Origin of the sequence: Streptomyces sp. NPDC053431, from assembly GCF_044544925.1 — a bacterium.
In the GTDB taxonomy this organism is placed as follows: Bacteria; Actinomycetota; Actinomycetes; order Streptomycetales; family Streptomycetaceae; genus Streptomyces.
Genome location: NZ_JBITXX010000003.1, coordinates 572002 through 588675 on the forward strand (window position 1 = coordinate 572002; position 16674 = coordinate 588675).

Consider the following 16674-nt stretch of genomic DNA (forward strand, 5'->3'; position numbering starts at 1 on the left):
GATCTTCGCCCTACGCCTGGTGCGGCTGGCCCTTAATCGAAGGGTCGACGTCGCGTGGGTGCCAGGTTTCTGTGCATCAGGTCCGTGGGGCCGTTCTGCTCAACAGGTGATCCTCTCGGATGTCCTAGGTCTCGCGGGCCTGATTCCTTTCTACTCCTGTCCGGAACGAAGCGAAAGTCCTGGATCCGCTTCTTTGCCTTCACCCCAAATTCGGGCAAAGCGATCGGCAAGAGCGGCGGCTCAGGCGGTCCGCGCGGCCCGCGTCAGGGCCGCCTGTCTGCGGCGGCTGGCGTACCAGACGAGCCCCGCGGTCGCCGCCGCCGCTCCCACGGCCGCCGCGGCGACCAGGGCGGGGCGCGGCGGCATCCGGAACTCCGGCAGGCGCTGCTTCAGCCGGACCGGCCGGTCGAAGACGAGGATCGGCCAGTCCCGGGAGGCGGCCTCCCGGCGCAGGGTCCGGTCGGGGTTCACCGCGTACGGATGCCCCACCGCCTCCAGCATCGGCAGGTCGGTCGCCGAGTCGCTGTAGGCGTAGCACCGGGAGAGGTCGTAGCCCTCGGACTCCGCGAGCTCCCGCACCGCCTCCGCCTTGGTCGGCCCGTAGGCGTAGTACTCCACCTCGCCCGTGAAGCAGCCGTCCTCGCCGACCACCATCCGGGTGGCTACCACCCGGTCGGCGCCGAGCATCTCGCCGACCGGCTCGACGACCTCGGCCCCGGACGTCGACACGATCACGACATCCCGGCCGGCGGCGTGGTGGTCCTCGATGAGCGAGGCCGCCTCGTCGTAGATGATCGGGTCGATCAGGTCGTGCAAGGTCTCCGCGACGAGCTCCTTGACCTGCGCCACGTTCCAGCCTTTGCAGAGCGCGGAAAGATATTCGCGCATCCGCTCCATCTGGTCGTGATCGGCTCCGCCCACCAGGAACACGAACTGGATGTAGGCCGTCCGCAAGGCGGCACGGCGACTGATCAGTCCGCCCCGGTAGAAGGACTTGCTGAAGGTCAGCGTCGAGGACTTCGCAATGACCGTCTTGTCCAGGTCAAAGAAGGCGGCTGCGCGCGGCATCGAGTGGTTTTCCACGAGCCCGAGCATAGGTGCCCGCCATTCGGCGTACGCTGGGGCGCGTGGGTTTGCCTGAGAAGGCTCTCGGGTACACCATGGAAGTCACGGATCGTTCGCGACCGTGCTAACCCGGACCGGCTCCTCCCCCCCCGAGTCGGCCGGAGAGACGACCCCCGCTCTCCCCCCCGGCGGGGGTCGTCGCATGTCCGGACCCGTTTTGGTCCGCCTTTCCACCATCTCCACGCCTCCCTTCGTCCCGCACGCCGGCGACGCCCGGACGGTCGCGAGACCCCTCGATTCGTCACTCAGCGTAGTCGAAGGAGTGCTCTCCGGGCAGTGCCGGTTCGGGTGGCGAAGTTATTCACAAGCGCGGGGTTATCCACAGTTTTTGAGCAAGATCCACAAGATTTCCGAGACGGCTGCACGGTGATTCCGGCCGCGAAGTTCGCGGACCGTGGGAATCACGTGAGGGGTGTGTGCCGTGGAAGGTTCCAAGACTTCCGGAACGCCGGTGCGCGGCGGGTCCGCGATGCGCTCGGACGCGGGCTCGGGCGCGGTGGACGAAGGGGCGCGGCCGGCCCGGCCGCTGGTCGTGACCGAGGACCTCGCGCTCCTCGACGACCTGCTGCGGCTCTGCGCCGCCGCCGGCGCCGAGCCCGAGGTGCACCACACCGTGCCCGAGCGCCGGGCGGGATGGACCGACCCGCCGCTCGTCCTCGTCGGCGACGACGCGGCGGCCCGATGCCGGGGCGCCACGCGCAGGCCGGGGGTGCTGCTCGTCGGCCGGGAGCGCGACGACCCGGGGGTGTGGCGGCGGGCCGTGGAGACCGGAGCGGAGGACGTCCTGCTCCTTCCCGCCGCCGAGGGCCGGCTCGTCGACCTGATCGCCGACGCCGTCGAAGGGGGCGGGCGGCAGGCGCTGACCGTCGGCGTCATCGGCGGCCGCGGCGGTGCCGGGGCCTCGACCCTGGCCTGCGCCCTGGCGCTCGCCGCCGCCCGGGGCGGGCAGCGCACCCTCCTCGTCGACGCCGACCCGCTCGGCGGCGGACTCGACGTGCTGCTCGGCGGCGAGCGCGTCGAAGGACACCGCTGGCCCGACTTCGCCGCCTCGAAGGGACGCGTCGCGAGTGGGGCCCTGGAGGAGTCGCTGCCCTCCGTACGGGGCGTGCGGGTGCTCAGCTGGGACCGGGGCGACCCCGTCCTCGTGCCGCCCGAAGCCATGCGCTCGATGCTCGCCGCGGCCCGCCGCCGAGGTGGCGTGGTCGTGGTCGACCTGCCCCGCCGGACCGACGGCCCCGTCACCGAGGCCCTCGCCCAGCTCGACCTCGGCCTGCTGCTCGTCCCCGGCGAGCTGCGCGCCGTCACCGCCGCCCACCGGGTGGCCGCGGCGGTCGGCCCGGTGCTGCGGGATCTGCGCGCGGTCGTGCGCGGGCCCTACGCGCCCGGGCTCGACGAGCGGTGGATCGCCGACGCCCTGCGGCTGCCGCTCGCCGGTGAACTCCCCGACGACGCCGCGCTTTCGGCGGCCGGGGAGGGTGGACCGCCGCCCGGCGCCGACGCCCGAGGCGGGCTCGCCCGCTTCTGCGCCGCGTTCTGGCGGCGCGTGCTCGTGCCGGAAGGTGCGGCATGAGCGGGGCGGGGCTCCTCGACGCCGTGCGGCAGCGGCTCGCGGAGAGCGGCGCCGAACCGACACCGGCACGCGTCGCGGCCGCGCTGCGGGCCCAGGGGCGGTTGCTCGGGGACGCCGAAGTGCTGGGCGCGGCGGAGGAGTTGCGGAGCGAACTGATCGGCACCGGGCCGCTGGAGCCGCTGCTTGCCGACCCCAGGGTCACCGACGTCCTCGTCTCCGCGCCCGACCGCGTCTGGGTGGACCGCGGCGCGGGGCTCGAGCCGACCGAGGTGACCTTTCCGGACGCGGCGGCCGTACGGAGGCTGGCGCAGCGACTCGCGGCCGTGGCCGGCCGGCGGCTCGACGACGCCCGGCCCTGGGTGGACGCCCGCCTGCCGGACGGCACCCGGATGCACGCGGTCCTGCCGCCGGTCGCGGTCGGCTCGACCTGTCTGTCGCTGCGGGTGGTGCGGCCCAGGGCCTTCTCCGTGGCCGAGCTGACCGAGGCGGGCACCGTCCCGCCGGGCGGCGGGCCCGTGCTGCGGGCGCTCGTCGAGGCCCGTGTCTCGTTCCTGGTCAGCGGCGGTACCGGGTCGGGCAAGACGACCCTGTTGTCCAGCCTGCTGGGCCTGGTGGGCCCGCGGGAGCGGATCGTGATCGCCGAGGACTCGGCCGAACTGCGCCCCGACCACCCGCACGTGGTGCGTCTGGAGGCGCGCCCACCCAATCAGGAGGGCGCCGGACTCGTGACCCTGCGGGACCTGGTGCGGCAGGCGCTGCGGATGCGGCCGGACCGGCTCGTGGTCGGGGAGGTCCGCGGACCCGAGGCGGTCGACCTCCTCGCCGCCCTGAACACGGGTCACGAAGGCGGCTGCGGGACGCTGCACGCCAACACGGCGGCGGACGTGCCTGCCCGGCTGGAGGCCCTGGGCACGGCGGCGGGGCTCGACCGGGCCGCCCTGCACAGCCAGTTGGGCGCCGGGCTGTCGGCGGTCCTTCACCTGGTGCGGGACCGCTCGGGGCGCCGCCGGATCGCCGAGGTGCACGTTCTCGCACGGGACCGGGACGGACTGGTGGTGACGGTCCCCGCGCTGCGCTGGGCCCCTGGCGGGTTCGAGCGCGAGCGGGGCTGGGAGCGGCTGCGGTCCCTGATCGGAGGGGAACGATGACGACGCCCACGCTGCCGGGCGGGCTCCCGGTGCAGGGCGCGGCGGCCCTGTGTGCGGTGCTCGCGCTGTGGTGGACGGTCCGGCGGGAACGGGCGGTGCGCAGGGCCCGGGCGGTCCTGGCACTGCCGGGCGGTCCGGAGGCGCCCTGGTCGGCGGCCGCCGCCCGCTGGCGGAGCGCCCTGCGCGACCGGCGTGAGTGGCTGTGCCTGCCGGTGGCGGCCGTGGTCGCGCTGTTCGGCGCCTCGCCCCTGCCGCTGCTCGCGGGAGCGGTCGCGGTGCCGCTGGTGGGACGCGGACTGCGGACGGCCCGGGCGAGGCGCGAGCGGGAGGCGCGGGCCGACGGGGTGGTGGCGCTGTGCGGGGCGGTCGCGGGAGAGCTGAGAGCCGGCTGGCAGCCCGCGCAGGCGCTGTCGTTCGCGGCCCGGACGACGGGGGCGCTCGGCGACGAGGAGGCCGCGGTCCTCGCGGCGGCCCGGTTCGGCGGGGACGTGCCGGAGGCGCTGCGCGGTGCGGCGCTCCGGGACGGGGCCGAGGGCCTGGCCGGGATGGCCGCCTGCTGGCAGGTCGCCGTGGACGGCGGCGCGGGCCTCGCCGCCGGTCTCGACCGGCTGGAGGCCGCGCTGCGGGCCCACCGGGAGCAGCGGGAGCGGCTGCGGGCCCAACTGGCCGGGGCCTGGGCGACGGTGGCGGTCCTCGCCGTGCTGCCGGTCGCCGGGCTCGGCCTCGGTGCCGCCCTGGGCGCCCGCCCGCTGTGGGTGCTGTTCCACACCCCTGCCGGCCTGGGCTGCCTGGTCACCGGCGCGGCCCTGGAGGCGGTGGGCCTGTGGTGGGCGGCCCGGATCGTGCGAGGGGGTGAGCGGCTGTGACGGAGGTCCTCGCGGCGCTGTGCGCCCTCGCCGCGCTCGCCAATGCGCTGGCCGACAGGCGACGTACCCGCCTGGACCGGAGGCGGGTCGCCGGCCTGCTCGCCATGGCGCCCGCCCCCTCGCCGGCACGAAGGCCGGTGCTTACCGCCCGGGCGCGGGGCTGGGGAGTGCCCTGCGTGGTCGGCCTCGCCGGTTTCGCGCTGGTCGGCGGCTTCGTGGGACTTCTGGCCGGCGCCGCCGCCGCTTGGGGCCTCTGGCGCTGGCAGGCCCGGCGGCTGCGGGGCACGGAGGCGAAGGCCGGGGAAGCCGCGGAGACGGCACGTCAGCTGCCTCTAGCGGCCGATCTGTTGGCGGCCTGCGCGTCGGCGGGGGCCGGGCCGGGGGAGTCCGCCGAGGCGGTGGGCCGGTCGCTCGGCGGTCCGGTCGGGGAGCGGCTGATCCGCACGGCCGCCGAGCTGCGGCTCGGGGGCGAACCGGCCGAGGTGTGGCGGAGGTTCGGGGAGATACCCGGGGCGGAGGGGCTGGCCCGCTGCCTGGAGCGCGCGGTCTCCTCCGGGGCGCCCGCGGCGGAGGCCGTGGCGCGGCACGCGGAGGCCCTGCGGGCGGCCCGCGCCCGCGCGGCGGCGGCCCGGGCCCAGCGGGCCCAGGTGCTGATCACCGCGCCGGTCGGCCTGTGCTTCCTGCCCGCCTTCCTGGCCGTCGGGGTGGCCCCGGTGGTGATCGGCCTGGCGAGCGGGCTGCTCGCCGGCACATGAACACGACGAAGCGACACGAACGACACGAGGAGGCCCGGAATGAAGATCATGCGAGGTACCCGCGCGTGGTGGACGGCGCGGAAGGCGGCGGCCCGACGGGACGCGGGAATGAGCACGACGGAGTACGCCATGGGCACGATCGCCGCCGCGGCCTTCGCGGCCGTGCTCTACAAGGTCCTCACCAGCGGCACGGTCACGAAGGCCCTGGAATCGGTGATCGGGAAGGCCCTCGATGCGCCGTTCTGACCGGGGCTCGGTGACCGCGGAGGCGGCGGTCGCGCTGCCGGCCCTGGTCCTGTTCACGGCCGCCTTGCTGTGGGCGCTGGCCGCGGCGTCGGCACAGATCCGGTGCGTGGACGCGGCCAGAGCGTGGGCGCGGGCGGTGGCCCGTTCGGAGCCGGTCGCGGCCGCGGAGGCCGCGGCCAGGGCCGCCGCCCCCGAGGGCGCCCGGGTCGGAGTCGTACGGGAGGGCGAGTGGTGGCGGGTGACGGTGGAGGCGACGGCGCCCGGACCCGGCGGCCTGGGGCTGACCCTCCGGGCCGGGGCGGCGGCGCTGGCCGAGGACACGGTGGGGGAGGCGGCGCTCGCCCAGGACACGGTGGGGGAGGCGGCGCTCGCCCAGGACACGGTGGGGGAGGCGGCGTCATGAGACGGGACCGGGCCGACCGGGGAGCGGCGACGGTGTGGACCGCGTTCGCGGCGTGCGCCCTGTGCGTGGTCTTCGGGGCCGTCCTCGCGCTCGGGCAGGCGGTCACCGCCCGGCACCGCGCGGGCGGCGCGGCCGACCTGGCCGCCCTCGCCGCCGCCGACCGTGCCCTGTGGGGCGAGCCGGACGCGTGCGCCGCCGCGACGCGCGTGGCGAGCGCCCAGGGCGCCGCGCTGACGCGCTGCCAGGTCCGCGAGGACATCGCGGACGTCACCGCGCGGGTCTCCCTCGGCCCGTGGACGACCGAGGTCAGGTCGAGGGCGGGCCCTCCGGCCCCCTGGGCGCTTCCTGATCGGCGGGGCCTTCCGGGGCCGCCGAGTCCCCCTGGTGCGCCGACGGATCCGGTTCTCCCTCGTCGGGAGCCTCTCGGAGGAGTTCCGTGAGCAGGCGGACGGCGCCGCGCTTGTGGAGCGGATCGTTGCCGTTGCCGCACTTGGGGGACTGGATGCAGGAGGGGCAGCCGGAGTCGCACTCGCAGGAGGCGATGGCCTCGCGGGTGGCGGTGAGCCAGGCGCGGGCGGTGTGGAAGGCGCGCTCGGCGAAGCCGGCGCCGCCGGGGTGGCCGTCGTAGACGAACACGGTCGGCAGCAGCGTGTCCGGGTGGAGCGGGACGGAGACGCCGCCGATGTCCCAGCGGTCGCAGGTGGCGAACAGCGGCAGCATGCCGATGGAGGCGTGCTCGGCGGCGTGCAGGGCGCCGCCGAGGATCTCCGGGTTGATCCGGGCGGCGTCCAGCTGGTCCTCGGTGACCGTCCACCACACGGCCCGGGTGCGCAGGGTGCGGGGCGGCAGGTCGAGCTTGGTCTCGCCGAGCACCTCGCCGGTGATCAGACGGCGGCGGAGGAAGGAGACGACCTGGTTGGTGACCTCGACGGAGCCGTAGCAGAGGCGGCCGGCTCCCCACGGGATCTCGGTGTCGGTGGACAGGACGGAGATGGAGGTGGTGTCGCGGGCGGTGGTCGAGTACGGCGGGTTCGCCTGCTCGACGAGGGCCACGGAGTCCTTCAGGTCGAGCTCGCGGACGAGATAGGTGCGGCCCTGGTGGAGGTGGACGGCGCCCTCGTGGACGGCGGTGTGCGAGGCGGCCTCGTCGACCGTGCCGAGCAGCCGGCCCGTGCCGGCCTCGACGATCCGGACGGGGCTGCCGCCGCCGCCCCGGATGTCGGTGAGGTCGGCGGCCCGCTCTCGGCGGGTCCAGTACCAGCCGGTGGTACGGCGGCGCAGCAGCCCGGCGGACTCCAGCTGGGGCAGCAGTTCGGGTACGGCCGGGCCGAAGAGCGGCAGGTCGGCCTCGGTCAGCGGCAGCTCCGCCGCGGCCGCGCACAGATGGGGGGCGAGGACATAGGGATTGTCGGGATCGAGAACGGTCGACTCCACCGGACGGCGGAAGATCGCCTCCGGGTGGTGGACCAGATACGTGTCCAGCGGGTCGTCGCGGGCTACCAGCACCGCGAGCGCTCCCTCGCCCGACCGGCCGGCGCGGCCCGCCTGCTGCCACAGGGAGGCACGGGTGCCCGGATAGCCGGCGATCACCACGGCGTCCAGGCCGGAGACGTCCACGCCCAGTTCCAGGGCGGTCGTGGCGGCCAGGCCGAGGAGCTCCCCGGAGTGCAGGGCCCGCTCCAGGGCGCGCCGCTCCTCGGGCAGATAGCCGCCCCGGTAGGCGGCGACCCGGCGGGCGAGGGAGCGGTCGACCTCGGCGAGGCGTTCCTGGGCGATCACCGAGATCAGCTCGGCGCCGCGCCGGGAGCGGACGAAGGCGACCGAGCGGACACCCTGGACCGCCAGGTCGGTCAGCAGGTCGGCCGTCTCGGCGGTGGCGGTGCGGCGCACCGGGGCGCCCTGCTCGCCGTGCAGCTCCGTCAGCGGCGGCTCCCACAGGGCGAAGACCAGCTCGCCGCGCGGGGAGGCGTCGTCGGAGACCTCCGTGACCGGCAGGCCGGTGAGGCGGCCGGCGGCCAGGGCGGGCTCGGCCGAGGTGGCCGAGGCGAGGAGGAAGACGGGCTCGGAGCCGTACCGGGCGCAGACGCGGCGCAGCCGGCGCAGGACCTGGGCGACGTGGGAGCCGAAGACGCCCCGGTAGGTGTGGCACTCGTCGACGACGACGTAGCGCAGGGAGCGCAGGAAGGAGGACCAGCGGGGGTGGGACGGGAGTATGCCCCGGTGCACCATGTCGGGATTGGTGAGCACGTAGTTCGCGTACTGGCGGACCCACTCGCGCTCCTCGACCGGGGTGTCGCCGTCGTAGACGGCGGGCCGGATGCGGGTGCCGAGCGGGGCGGCCAGCTCGCGCACGGCACGCCGCTGGTCCGCGGCGAGCGCCTTGGTGGGGGCCAGGTACAGGGCGGTGGCGCCGCGCCCGTTCGCGGCCTCCGCGCCGTCCAGAAGGGTGGAGAGCACGGGGGTGAGATAGGCGAGCGACTTGCCCGAGGCGGTCCCCGTCGCGATCACCACCGAGGTGCCGTCCAGCGCGTGCTCGGCGGCCTCCGCCTGATGGGCCCACGGGTGCTCGATCCCGGCCTGCTCGATCGCCGCGATCACTTCCGCGCGGATGCGGTGCGGCCAGACGGCATGCCGGCCCGCACGTGGGGGCAGATGCTCCGTATGAGTGATGCGCGCGGCCCGGCTCTCGCCTCTGGAGAGCCGGTCGAGGACCTGGCCGGGAGAGGGGCGGTGGCCCGTTTCTCCGGCGGGTCGGCTGGGGCGGTGATTCTCGGCCATCGGCACCGAGTGTGTCACCGGCGTGACGGACAATGCTCCCAAGGCGTCGTGCATGGCTGCCGGTAAGTGATTGAATGCCATCGCGGCCGGCGATCCGTCCCGTGACTCCGCACGGGGGTCCCGAGGGACGGCCGCTCGATAGCTAGGTGCTGGAGGACCCGTGGACCTGTCTCTGTCGACTCGCACTGTGCCCGGCCCCAACGGCGACCGTACGGTCGTCGAGGTCGGTGGCGAGATTGATGTGTATACCGCGCCCAAGCTGCGCGAGCAGTTGGTCGAGTTGGTGAACGACGGCAGCTACCACCTGGTTGTCGACATGGAAGGCGTGGACTTCCTCGACTCGACCGGTCTCGGCGTGCTGGTGGGCGGTCTGAAGCGCGTGCGCGCGCACGAGGGATCGCTGCGCCTGGTCTGCAACCAGGAGCGCATTCTGAAGATCTTCCGGATCACCGGGCTCACCAAGGTGTTCCCGATCCACACGTCGGTCGAAGAGGCCATCAACGCCGCCGACTGAGGTCACGCGCAGCCGTCGCTCCGCGCAGCAGTCGCCGAGAATCCCAGGGGGATCGCATGGCCACCGTTGAACTCCTCTTCAGCGCCCAGCCCGAGCACGTCCGCACGGCCCGTCTCGTGGCCGCCGCGGTCGCCCGCCGGGCCGGGGTCGACGAGGCGGTCCTCGACGAGGTCCGGCTCGCCGTCGGCGAGGCCTGCTCCCGCGCGGTCGGGCTGCACCGGAGCAACGGGGTCACCACTCCCGTCCGGGTCGTGCTGACCGAGGAGGAGAAGTCCTTCTCGATCGCGGTCGGCGACGAGGTTCCGGGCGCGGGCGTGGCGGCGGCCGACGCCGTCGGCGTGCCCGGCTCGCGGGACGCGGCGCCGGCCGAGGACTTCGACGACGCGGACGGTGAGGACGAGATGGGGCTCGCGGTGATCCGCGGCCTCGTCGACGACGTCGAGGTGAGCGCCGGCGAGGAGGGCGGCACCATCCGGATGAGCTGGCCCGCCAACCCGGACGCCCCGCTCGCCTGACGCCGGCACGGACCGGCGGGAGGCCCTCCGGGTGGCTTCGTCACCCGGACGGCCCAGTGCGCCCGAAAGCTTTCAGAAGAGGCCCTGCCCCCGCAGGGCCTCTTCTCATTTCCGGTCCCGGCGCATCCACCCGGACGGCGGTGAATGCTTTCGCCCCATTACCGCATTCGGCGGTACTTGTGAGGTATTCGGGAATTCCAATTGCGGCGCCCTGTTTTGATCAGGTTTCCCTCCTTACAATCCGCCTTGTCTTGACCTCGCAACGTCAAGGAGGACGGAATGGCGGGTCTTGCAGCCGCGGTGCTCACTCAGGAGAACCGCGTGATCGTGGTCGTCGTCGCGGGCGTCGCGCTCGCGGCGCTGGTGGTGGCCCAGCTCCTCGTACGGCAGGTCCTCGCGGCCGGCGAGGGCACGGATGCCATGAAGAAGATCGCGGCCGCTGTGCAGGAAGGCGCCAACGCCTATCTCGCCCGGCAGCTGCGCACCCTCGGCGTCTTCGCCGTCGTCGTGTTCTTCCTGCTCTTCCTGCTGCCGGCCGACAACTGGTCGCAGCGGGCCGGACGCTCCCTGTTCTTCCTGGTGGGCGCGCTTTTCTCGGCGGTCACCGGATACATCGGAATGCGGCTCGCCGTCCGGGCGAACGTACGGGTCGCGGCGGCGGCCCGGGAGGCCACCCCCGCCGAGGGCGAGCCGGAGAAGGACCTGACCTCGGTCTCCCACCGGGCCATGAAGATCGCGTTCCGCACCGGCGGCGTGGTCGGCATGTTCACGGTCGGACTCGGCCTGCTCGGGGCGTCCTGCGTGGTGCTCGTCTACGCCGCCGACGCGCCGAAGGTCCTGGAGGGCTTCGGCCTCGGCGCCGCGCTCATCGCGATGTTCATGAGGGTCGGCGGCGGCATCTTCACCAAGGCCGCCGACGTCGGCGCCGACCTGGTCGGCAAGGTCGAGCAGGGCATCCCCGAGGACGACCCGCGCAACGCCGCCACCATCGCCGACAACGTGGGCGACAACGTCGGCGACTGCGCCGGCATGGCCGCCGACCTCTTCGAGTCGTACGCGGTGACCCTGGTCGCCGCCCTCATCCTCGGCAAGGCCGCCTTCGGCGACCTCGGCCTCGCGTTCCCCCTGATCGTGCCGGCGATCGGCGTGGTCACCGCGATGATCGGAATCTTCGCGGTGGCCCCGCGGCGCGCCGACCGCAGTGGGATGACCGCCATCAACCGCGGCTTCTTCATCTCCGCGCTGATCTCGCTCGCGCTCGTCGCCGTGGCCGTCTTCGCCTACCTGCCGTCCTCCTACGCCGACCTCAAGGGGGTCACCGAGCCCGGCATCCCCACCCACGGCGGCGACCCGCGCGTCCTCGCCCTGGTCGCGGTCGCCATCGGCATCGTGCTCGCCGCCCTGATCCAGCAGCTCACCGGCTACTTCACCGAGACCGGCCGGCGCCCCGTGCGGGACATCGGCAAGTCCTCGCTGACCGGGCCCGCCACGGTCGTCCTCGCCGGCATCTCCATCGGCCTGGAGTCGGCCGTCTACACGGCCCTGCTGATCGGCCTCGCCGTCTACGGGGCGTTCCTGCTGGGCGGCGCCTCCATCATGCTGGCCCTGTTCGCGATCGCCCTCGCCGGCACCGGGCTGCTCACCACGGTCGGCGTGATCGTCGCCATGGACACCTTCGGCCCGGTCTCCGACAACGCGCAGGGCATCGCGGAGATGTCCGGTGATGTCCAGGGCGCCGGGGCGCAGGTCCTGACCGACCTCGACGCGGTCGGCAACACCACGAAGGCGATCACCAAGGGCATCGCGATCGCCACCGCCGTCCTCGCCGCCTCCGCACTCTTCGGCTCCTACCGGGACGCCATCGCGACCTCCGTCGCCGACGTCGGCGCGAAGGCGAGCGAGACGAACCTGTCCATGAACATCTCGCAGCCCAACAACCTCTTCGGCATGGTCCTCGGCGCCGCGGTCGTCTTCCTCTTCTCCGGACTCGCGATCAACGCGGTCTCCCGGTCGGCCGGGGCGGTGGTCTACGAGGTGCGGCGGCAGTTCCGCGAGCACCCCGGGATCATGGACTACAGCGAGACCCCCGAGTACGGGCGGGTCGTCGACATCTGCACCAAGGACGCGCTGCGGGAGCTCGCCACGCCCGGGCTGCTCGCCGTGATGGCGCCGATCGCGGTCGGCTTCAGCCTCGGCGTCGGCGCGCTCGCCTCGTACCTCGCGGGGGCCATCGCCACCGGCGCGCTGATGGCCGTCTTCCTCGCCAACTCCGGCGGCGCCTGGGACAACGCGAAGAAACTGGTCGAGGACGGGCACCACGGCGGCAAGGGAAGCGACGCCCATGCGGCGACCGTCATCGGCGACACGGTCGGCGATCCCTTCAAGGACACCGCCGGTCCCGCGATCAACCCGCTGCTCAAGGTGATGAACCTGGTCGCGCTGCTGATCGCGCCGGCCGTCGTGCAGTTCAGTTACGGGGACGACGCCAGCGTCTGGCTGCGGACGCTGGTCGCGGTCATCGCCGTCGTCGTCATCGTGGGGGCCGTACGCGTCTCCAAGAGGCGCTCGGTGGCAGTCGCGAACGACGAACCTGATCGGGACGGCTCGTCGAAGGACGCCACCGTTGCGCGGTAAGGCCGAGACCGCAAAGCTTGATGAGTCTCTGTCAAGGTGGGGGCGGACGGCGTCTTCTGACGTGATGTCCGCCCCTGTCTGCTTGGTTCAAACGGCTGCAATATCGGATGAATCGGTCGCACGATCGGTGGATGTCACCCGCACGGCGTGTATGTTCCGGGGCCGAGAGCCTTGGAAGGGACCGATCCGGTGAACAAGAAGCTTGCGGCCGCACTGTCCGGCGGCGCGGTACTGATGCTCGTGCTGTCCGGTTGCAGCGACGACAAGAGCGACAAGGTCAACGACTGGGCCAAGACCTTCTGCGACCAGGCGCAGCCGCAGATTCAGAAGCGGGCGAACGCGAACCAGCTGATCATCTCGACGGCGGCCGACAGCAAGCCCGCCACGATCAAGGCCGCCGACTCCAAGGCCTTCCAGGACATCGCCGCCGCGGACCGGGCCCTCGCCAAGGCCGTCGAGAGCGCCGGGGCGCCGCCCGTCGACAACGGCGAGAAGATCCAGCAGGACGCCATCAAGGAGCTCAACGCCACGGCCGTGGCATACGACGGGCTGAAAAAGCAGGTCGACGCGCTCGACACCACGAACCAGCAGAAGTTCGCCGACGGGCTCAAGGTCGTCTCCGACAGCCTGGCGAAGATCCAGACCATGGACCAGGACGCCGTCGCGAAGCTGCAGGCCGGCGAGCTCGGCCAGGCCATGGCCAAGCAGCCGGGCTGCCAGACCCCGAAGGCCTCCGTCCCGCCGAGCGCCTCCCCGAAGGCCGGCGCCCCGGCCACCACCCCGGCCACCAAGCCCGCCACTCCGGCCACCAAGCCCACCGCCTCCGCCAAGAGCGGGGAGTAGGCCCCCGGGGCACGGTGGACACCCGTGCCCCGGCCACGGTGGACAGCCGTGCCCCGGCCACGGTGGACACCCGTGCCCCGGCCACGGCGGACAGCCGTGCCCCGGCCACGGTGGACACCCGTGCCCCGGCCACGGCGGACACCCGTGCCCCGGCCACGGTGGACACCCGTGCCCCGGTCACGGCGGACAGCCGTGCCCGGCCACGGCGGACGTCCGCCGCGTCCGCCGTTCGACGGCCGCCGGGGCGTACCCGCCCGTCCGATGTCGGTGGCGACGGTTGTCGGTGGCGGCCGTCACAATGGGGCACGTGAGTACGACCAGCACGACCCCCAGCCTTCCGGTGCCCACGCACGCCGCCCGACTCCGCGAGGCCCTGCTCGCCGCCGACTTCACCGCCGACGGCCTGCTCGACCTGCTCGGCGCGCAGGCCTACGCGGCCCTCGCGCGCAGCGAGACCGTGCCCGCCCTCCGGGCCACCCGCGGGGACTCCCCGCTGGAGACCCTCGTCCGCCTCTTCCTGCTCCAGCGGGCCGTCGAGCACGAGCGGGCCGCCGCCGCGCTGCCCCTCGACGACGCGCTCGCCGACGGCTGGCTGGTCCGCGAGGACGACACCGTGTACGCGACGGTCGACGTGCGGCCGTACGGCGGACCGGACGGCGAGGACTGGTTCATCGTCTCCGACCTCGGCTGTGCCGTCGGCGGCGCGGGCGGCATCGGCAAGAAGGACGAAGGGGTCGTCCTCGGCGTCGGCGGGGCCTCCACCACCCTGGCCGGCATCACCGTCCGCCGGCCCGTCGCCACCGCCCTCGACCTCGGCACCGGCTCCGGCATCCAGGCGCTGCACGCCGCGCAGCACGCCACCCTGGTCACCGCCACCGACCTCAACCCGCGGGCACTCGACTTCACCCGGCTCACCCTCGCGCTCTCCGGGGCCCGCGGCGCCGAGTTGCTCCAGGGGTCGCTCTTCGAGCCGGTCGACGGGGACACGTACGACCTGATCGTCTCCAACCCGCCGTTCGTCATCTCCCCCGGTTCCGGTCTGACCTACCGGGACGGCGGCATGGGCGGTGACGACCTGTGCCGGACCCTCGTGCAGCAGGCCGGCGAGCGCCTGAACGACGGCGGATACGCCCAGTTCCTCGCCAACTGGCAGCACGTCGAGGGCGAGGAGTGGCAGGACCGGCTGCGCTCCTGGGTGCCGCGCGGCTGCGACGCCTGGATCGTGCAGCGCGAGGTCCAGGACATCACCCAGTACACCGAATTGTGGCTGCGCGACAGCGGCGAGCACCGCGGCGACCCGGACGCGTACCGGCTGGCGTACGGGCGGTGGCTCGACGAGTTCGAGGCCCGCGGCACCAAGGCGGTCGGCTTCGGCTGGATCACCCTGCGCAAGAACCCCGCCGTCGCCTCCGGCGAGGTCGAACCGTCGATCGTCGTCGAGGAGTGGCCGCACCCCGTCGAGCAGCCGCTCGGCGACACCGTGCGCGCCCACTTCGAGCGCCAGGACTACCTGCGCGGCCACGACGACGCGGCCCTGCTCGCCGACCACTTCGTCCTCGCCGCCGAGGTCGTGCAGGAGCAGGTCGGCCTGCCCGGCGCCGAGGACCCCGAGCACGTGCTGCTGCGGCAGAACCGGGGCATGCGTCGCGCCACCCGGGTCGACCACGTCGCCGCCGGCTTCGCGGGCGTGTGCGACGGCACGCTGAGCGCCGGGCGGATCCTCGATGCTATCGGGCAGCTCACCGGCGAGGACCCGGTCATGCTGCGGGACCGCACCCCGCAGGCGATCCGGCTCCTCGTGGAGGAGGGCTTCCTGCTGCCCGCCCGGGACGGGGAAGGCAGCGCTGTCTGATCGGAACGAGCTCGAGGAGGCCACGCTCGGCGCGACCCAGATCGCGATGAGCCTGCTGCGGGACGCCTTCTGCGCCCTCCACCTCCCGCTCCCGTGGCGGAACCCCTCCTGGCCGTAGCAGGAGGGGTGGGCCACGCTGGACCTGCTGCGGGCCGGCGACCCGCGTTCGTCCGCGCCCAGGCCGCCGTCCGCTAGCCGGGCATGGCCGACGAGCCGTTCCTGCGCCCGTATCTGACGGACCCGCAGGCCGCCGGTGCGGGCGCTCGCCGACACGTACGCCGTTTGGTGGGAGGTGGCCGTCGCCCCATGCTGGCCGGTGACGCGCCGGCTCTCGAGGACGAAGTCCTCGCCCGGACCCGGAAGGCTCGGGCTGCTCCTCGGGCTCGGGCGGGCCGCCACGCTCGCCCTCGCCTGAAAGGCCACCAGAGGTGTTCCGTTTCCTCGGCTCCGCGCGGCTCGTGCTCGTCGGCGGGGCCCTCTCGTGCCGCGCCCTGTTCAACTGGACCACGCTGCCCATGTCATCGGAACGCTGCTGGTGGGGCCGCTGCTGCAGGTCTTCTTCTTCGTCTTCCTCGGGCGGGAACCCGGCGTCGCCCAGACCCGTTTCCCTCTTGTCGGCAACGCCGTGCTCGCAGCTTCCGCCTCCTGCGTGTACCGGCGGGTGCCCTGCCCCGGCTCGCCCTGGTGCGGCTCGTGGGAGCCGCGGCCTGCCCGGCGTTCCGGCTCGCGCTCGGCGCGCTCGGGCTGCGCTTTTGTGACATGTCCTGGTCTCGAACGTCGCGAGCCGCGCTCCTGCTCCTGACCGGCGCCGTGCCGTGCCGCGGGAAACCCGTCAGCTCGGCCCCGACCAGCCGCCCACCGAGCCCGTCGAGCCCGCCGCCCGTCGAGCCCGCCGCCCGGAGGCGGACGGGCCGGGAGCGAGCCGTCGTGGGTGGCGCTGCCGCCGGGATGTGAGAGAGGCGACAGAAGGGAAGGGCTGACGAAAGGGGGAGGCTGGGGAAGCGGGGAGGTGCTCCGAGGTGAGAACGTGACGAAGGAGGGCAGGCGGAAGGGGAAGTACCGGCCATCCTCGTGAAACCGTTCGGGCCCGTCCTTGCCGTTCACCGGGAGTTCGCCCTCATGACGCCGCGAGGTGCCAGCCTCGGCTCCGGGGGCCTCAGGGCCACGGGCGAGGGAACGGGGGACTGGGGATGGAGAGCGGGCCGGCGATCTTCGCGGGGACGGCGTTCGTGCTGTTCGGGGCCGCGCTGCTGCTCTGGACGGGGGTGCGGGTACGGCAGGGCGAGCCCGTCGCGCTCGGGGTCGAGCCGCGTGCCGCAGCCGTCCTCGCCGGCCTCTTCGGGATCGTCTTCGTGCTGCTCGGGATCTGGTGCTTCGGGCGTCTGTGACGAGGGCCCGGCCGGATGGACGCCCCGCCCGTCAGGG

14 protein-coding genes and 1 pseudogene are annotated in these 16674 nt (G+C 73.8%); 13 read left to right on the plus strand and 2 right to left on the minus strand.

All coding sequences use genetic code 11. The features are described from left to right. Window positions 1-240: 240 nt before the first annotated feature. Window positions 241-1095: an HAD family hydrolase gene (locus ACIGXE_RS12090; protein ID WP_399746118.1), complete on the minus strand. Its 855-nt coding sequence runs from the start codon at window positions 1093-1095 to the stop codon at window positions 241-243. 499 nt (window positions 1096-1594) lie between these two features. On the opposite strand from ACIGXE_RS12090, the gene ssd reads away from it, so the two are divergent. The 7 genes and pseudogenes from ssd to ACIGXE_RS12125 form a co-directional block, all read left to right on the plus strand. Further along, the gene (gene ssd / locus ACIGXE_RS12095) at window positions 1595-2695 is read left to right on the plus strand and encodes a septum site-determining protein Ssd (protein ID WP_399746362.1); all 1101 of its coding nucleotides are present in this window, start codon (window positions 1595-1597) and stop codon (window positions 2693-2695) included. Beyond that, window positions 2692-3843 carry a TadA family conjugal transfer-associated ATPase gene (locus ACIGXE_RS12100; protein ID WP_399746120.1) on the plus strand — a complete coding sequence of 384 codons (1152 nt, stop codon included), beginning with the start codon at window positions 2692-2694 and terminating at the stop codon, window positions 3841-3843. Before ssd ends, ACIGXE_RS12100 begins: the two co-directional genes overlap by 4 nt. Continuing rightward, window positions 3840-4709, plus strand: a complete 870-nt coding sequence (locus ACIGXE_RS12105) for a type II secretion system F family protein (protein ID WP_399746122.1) — start codon at window positions 3840-3842, stop codon at window positions 4707-4709. The genes ACIGXE_RS12100 and ACIGXE_RS12105 overlap by 4 nt, the downstream gene beginning before the upstream one ends. Further along, window positions 4706-5464: a type II secretion system F family protein gene (locus ACIGXE_RS12110; protein ID WP_399746124.1), complete on the plus strand. Its 759-nt coding sequence runs from the start codon at window positions 4706-4708 to the stop codon at window positions 5462-5464. Before ACIGXE_RS12105 ends, ACIGXE_RS12110 begins: the two co-directional genes overlap by 4 nt. Window positions 5465-5512: 48 nt before the next feature. Then, a complete protein-coding gene (locus ACIGXE_RS12115) occupies window positions 5513-5710 on the plus strand; it encodes a DUF4244 domain-containing protein (protein ID WP_399746364.1) in 198 nt (65 codons plus the stop codon). Continuing rightward, window positions 5697-6113 carry a TadE family type IV pilus minor pilin gene (locus tag ACIGXE_RS12120; RefSeq protein ID WP_399746125.1) on the plus strand — a complete coding sequence of 139 codons (417 nt, stop codon included), beginning with the start codon at window positions 5697-5699 and terminating at the stop codon, window positions 6111-6113. Before ACIGXE_RS12115 ends, ACIGXE_RS12120 begins: the two co-directional genes overlap by 14 nt. Then, window positions 6110-6379: pseudogene (locus tag ACIGXE_RS12125) on the plus strand (Rv3654c family TadE-like protein); the annotation flags it as partial. The gene ACIGXE_RS12120 and the pseudogene ACIGXE_RS12125, both read left to right, overlap by 4 nt. Before the next feature lie 40 nt (window positions 6380-6419). On the opposite strand, the gene ACIGXE_RS12130 reads toward ACIGXE_RS12125, so the two are convergent. Further along, complete coding sequence (locus ACIGXE_RS12130) at window positions 6420-8972, minus strand: DEAD/DEAH box helicase (RefSeq protein WP_399746127.1); 2553 nt, start codon at window positions 8970-8972, stop codon at window positions 6420-6422. A gap of 79 nt (window positions 8973-9051) precedes the next feature. Between ACIGXE_RS12130 and ACIGXE_RS12135 the strand changes: the two genes are divergently transcribed. The 6 genes from ACIGXE_RS12135 to ACIGXE_RS12160 all read left to right on the plus strand — a co-directional run bounded on the left by ACIGXE_RS12135 (window position 9052) and on the right by ACIGXE_RS12160 (window position 16637). After that, on the plus strand, window positions 9052-9405 hold the full coding sequence (locus ACIGXE_RS12135) for an STAS domain-containing protein (protein WP_265865258.1): 354 nt from the start codon (window positions 9052-9054) through the stop codon (window positions 9403-9405). Between the two features lie 56 nt (window positions 9406-9461). Beyond that, window positions 9462-9920 (plus strand): ATP-binding protein, encoded by a 459-nt coding sequence (locus ACIGXE_RS12140; RefSeq protein WP_399746130.1) that lies wholly within the window; start codon window positions 9462-9464, stop codon window positions 9918-9920. A gap of 279 nt (window positions 9921-10199) precedes the next feature. Beyond that, a complete protein-coding gene (locus ACIGXE_RS12145; protein ID WP_399746132.1) occupies window positions 10200-12554 on the plus strand; it encodes a sodium-translocating pyrophosphatase in 2355 nt (784 codons plus the stop codon). Window positions 12555-12743: 189 nt separating this feature from the next. Then, window positions 12744-13397 (plus strand): small secreted protein, encoded by a 654-nt coding sequence (locus ACIGXE_RS12150; protein WP_399746134.1) that lies wholly within the window; start codon window positions 12744-12746, stop codon window positions 13395-13397. 298 nt (window positions 13398-13695) lie between these two features. Next, window positions 13696-15249: a methyltransferase gene (locus ACIGXE_RS12155; protein WP_399746135.1), complete on the plus strand. Its 1554-nt coding sequence runs from the start codon at window positions 13696-13698 to the stop codon at window positions 15247-15249. 1190 nt (window positions 15250-16439) lie between these two features. Continuing rightward, window positions 16440-16637, plus strand: coding sequence for a hypothetical protein (locus tag ACIGXE_RS12160; protein ID WP_399746137.1), 198 nt, complete (start codon window positions 16440-16442; stop codon window positions 16635-16637). Window positions 16638-16674: the final 37 nt, after the last annotated feature.

What these genes read in the sequence shown, in the direction of transcription:
- ACIGXE_RS12100 (WP_399746120.1), top strand. Translation starts at nt 2,692, where the DNA reads ATGAGCGGGGCGGGGCTCCTCGACGCCGTGCGGCAGCGGCTCGCGGAG.
- ACIGXE_RS12090 (WP_399746118.1), bottom strand. Translation starts at nt 1,095, where the DNA reads ATGCTCGGGCTCGTGGAAAACCACTCGATGCCGCGCGCAGCCGCCTTC.
- ACIGXE_RS12115 (WP_399746364.1), top strand. Translation starts at nt 5,513, where the DNA reads ATGCGAGGTACCCGCGCGTGGTGGACGGCGCGGAAGGCGGCGGCCCGA.
- ACIGXE_RS12130 (WP_399746127.1), bottom strand. Translation starts at nt 8,972, where the DNA reads ATGGCATTCAATCACTTACCGGCAGCCATGCACGACGCCTTGGGAGCA.
- ACIGXE_RS12155 (WP_399746135.1), top strand. Translation starts at nt 13,696, where the DNA reads ATGGGGCACGTGAGTACGACCAGCACGACCCCCAGCCTTCCGGTGCCC.
- ssd (WP_399746362.1), top strand. Translation starts at nt 1,595, where the DNA reads ATGCGCTCGGACGCGGGCTCGGGCGCGGTGGACGAAGGGGCGCGGCCG.
- ACIGXE_RS12145 (WP_399746132.1), top strand. Translation starts at nt 10,200, where the DNA reads ATGGCGGGTCTTGCAGCCGCGGTGCTCACTCAGGAGAACCGCGTGATC.
- ACIGXE_RS12140 (WP_399746130.1), top strand. Translation starts at nt 9,462, where the DNA reads ATGGCCACCGTTGAACTCCTCTTCAGCGCCCAGCCCGAGCACGTCCGC.
- ACIGXE_RS12120 (WP_399746125.1), top strand. Translation starts at nt 5,697, where the DNA reads ATGCGCCGTTCTGACCGGGGCTCGGTGACCGCGGAGGCGGCGGTCGCG.
- ACIGXE_RS12105 (WP_399746122.1), top strand. Translation starts at nt 3,840, where the DNA reads ATGACGACGCCCACGCTGCCGGGCGGGCTCCCGGTGCAGGGCGCGGCG.
- ACIGXE_RS12160 (WP_399746137.1), top strand. Translation starts at nt 16,440, where the DNA reads ATGGAGAGCGGGCCGGCGATCTTCGCGGGGACGGCGTTCGTGCTGTTC.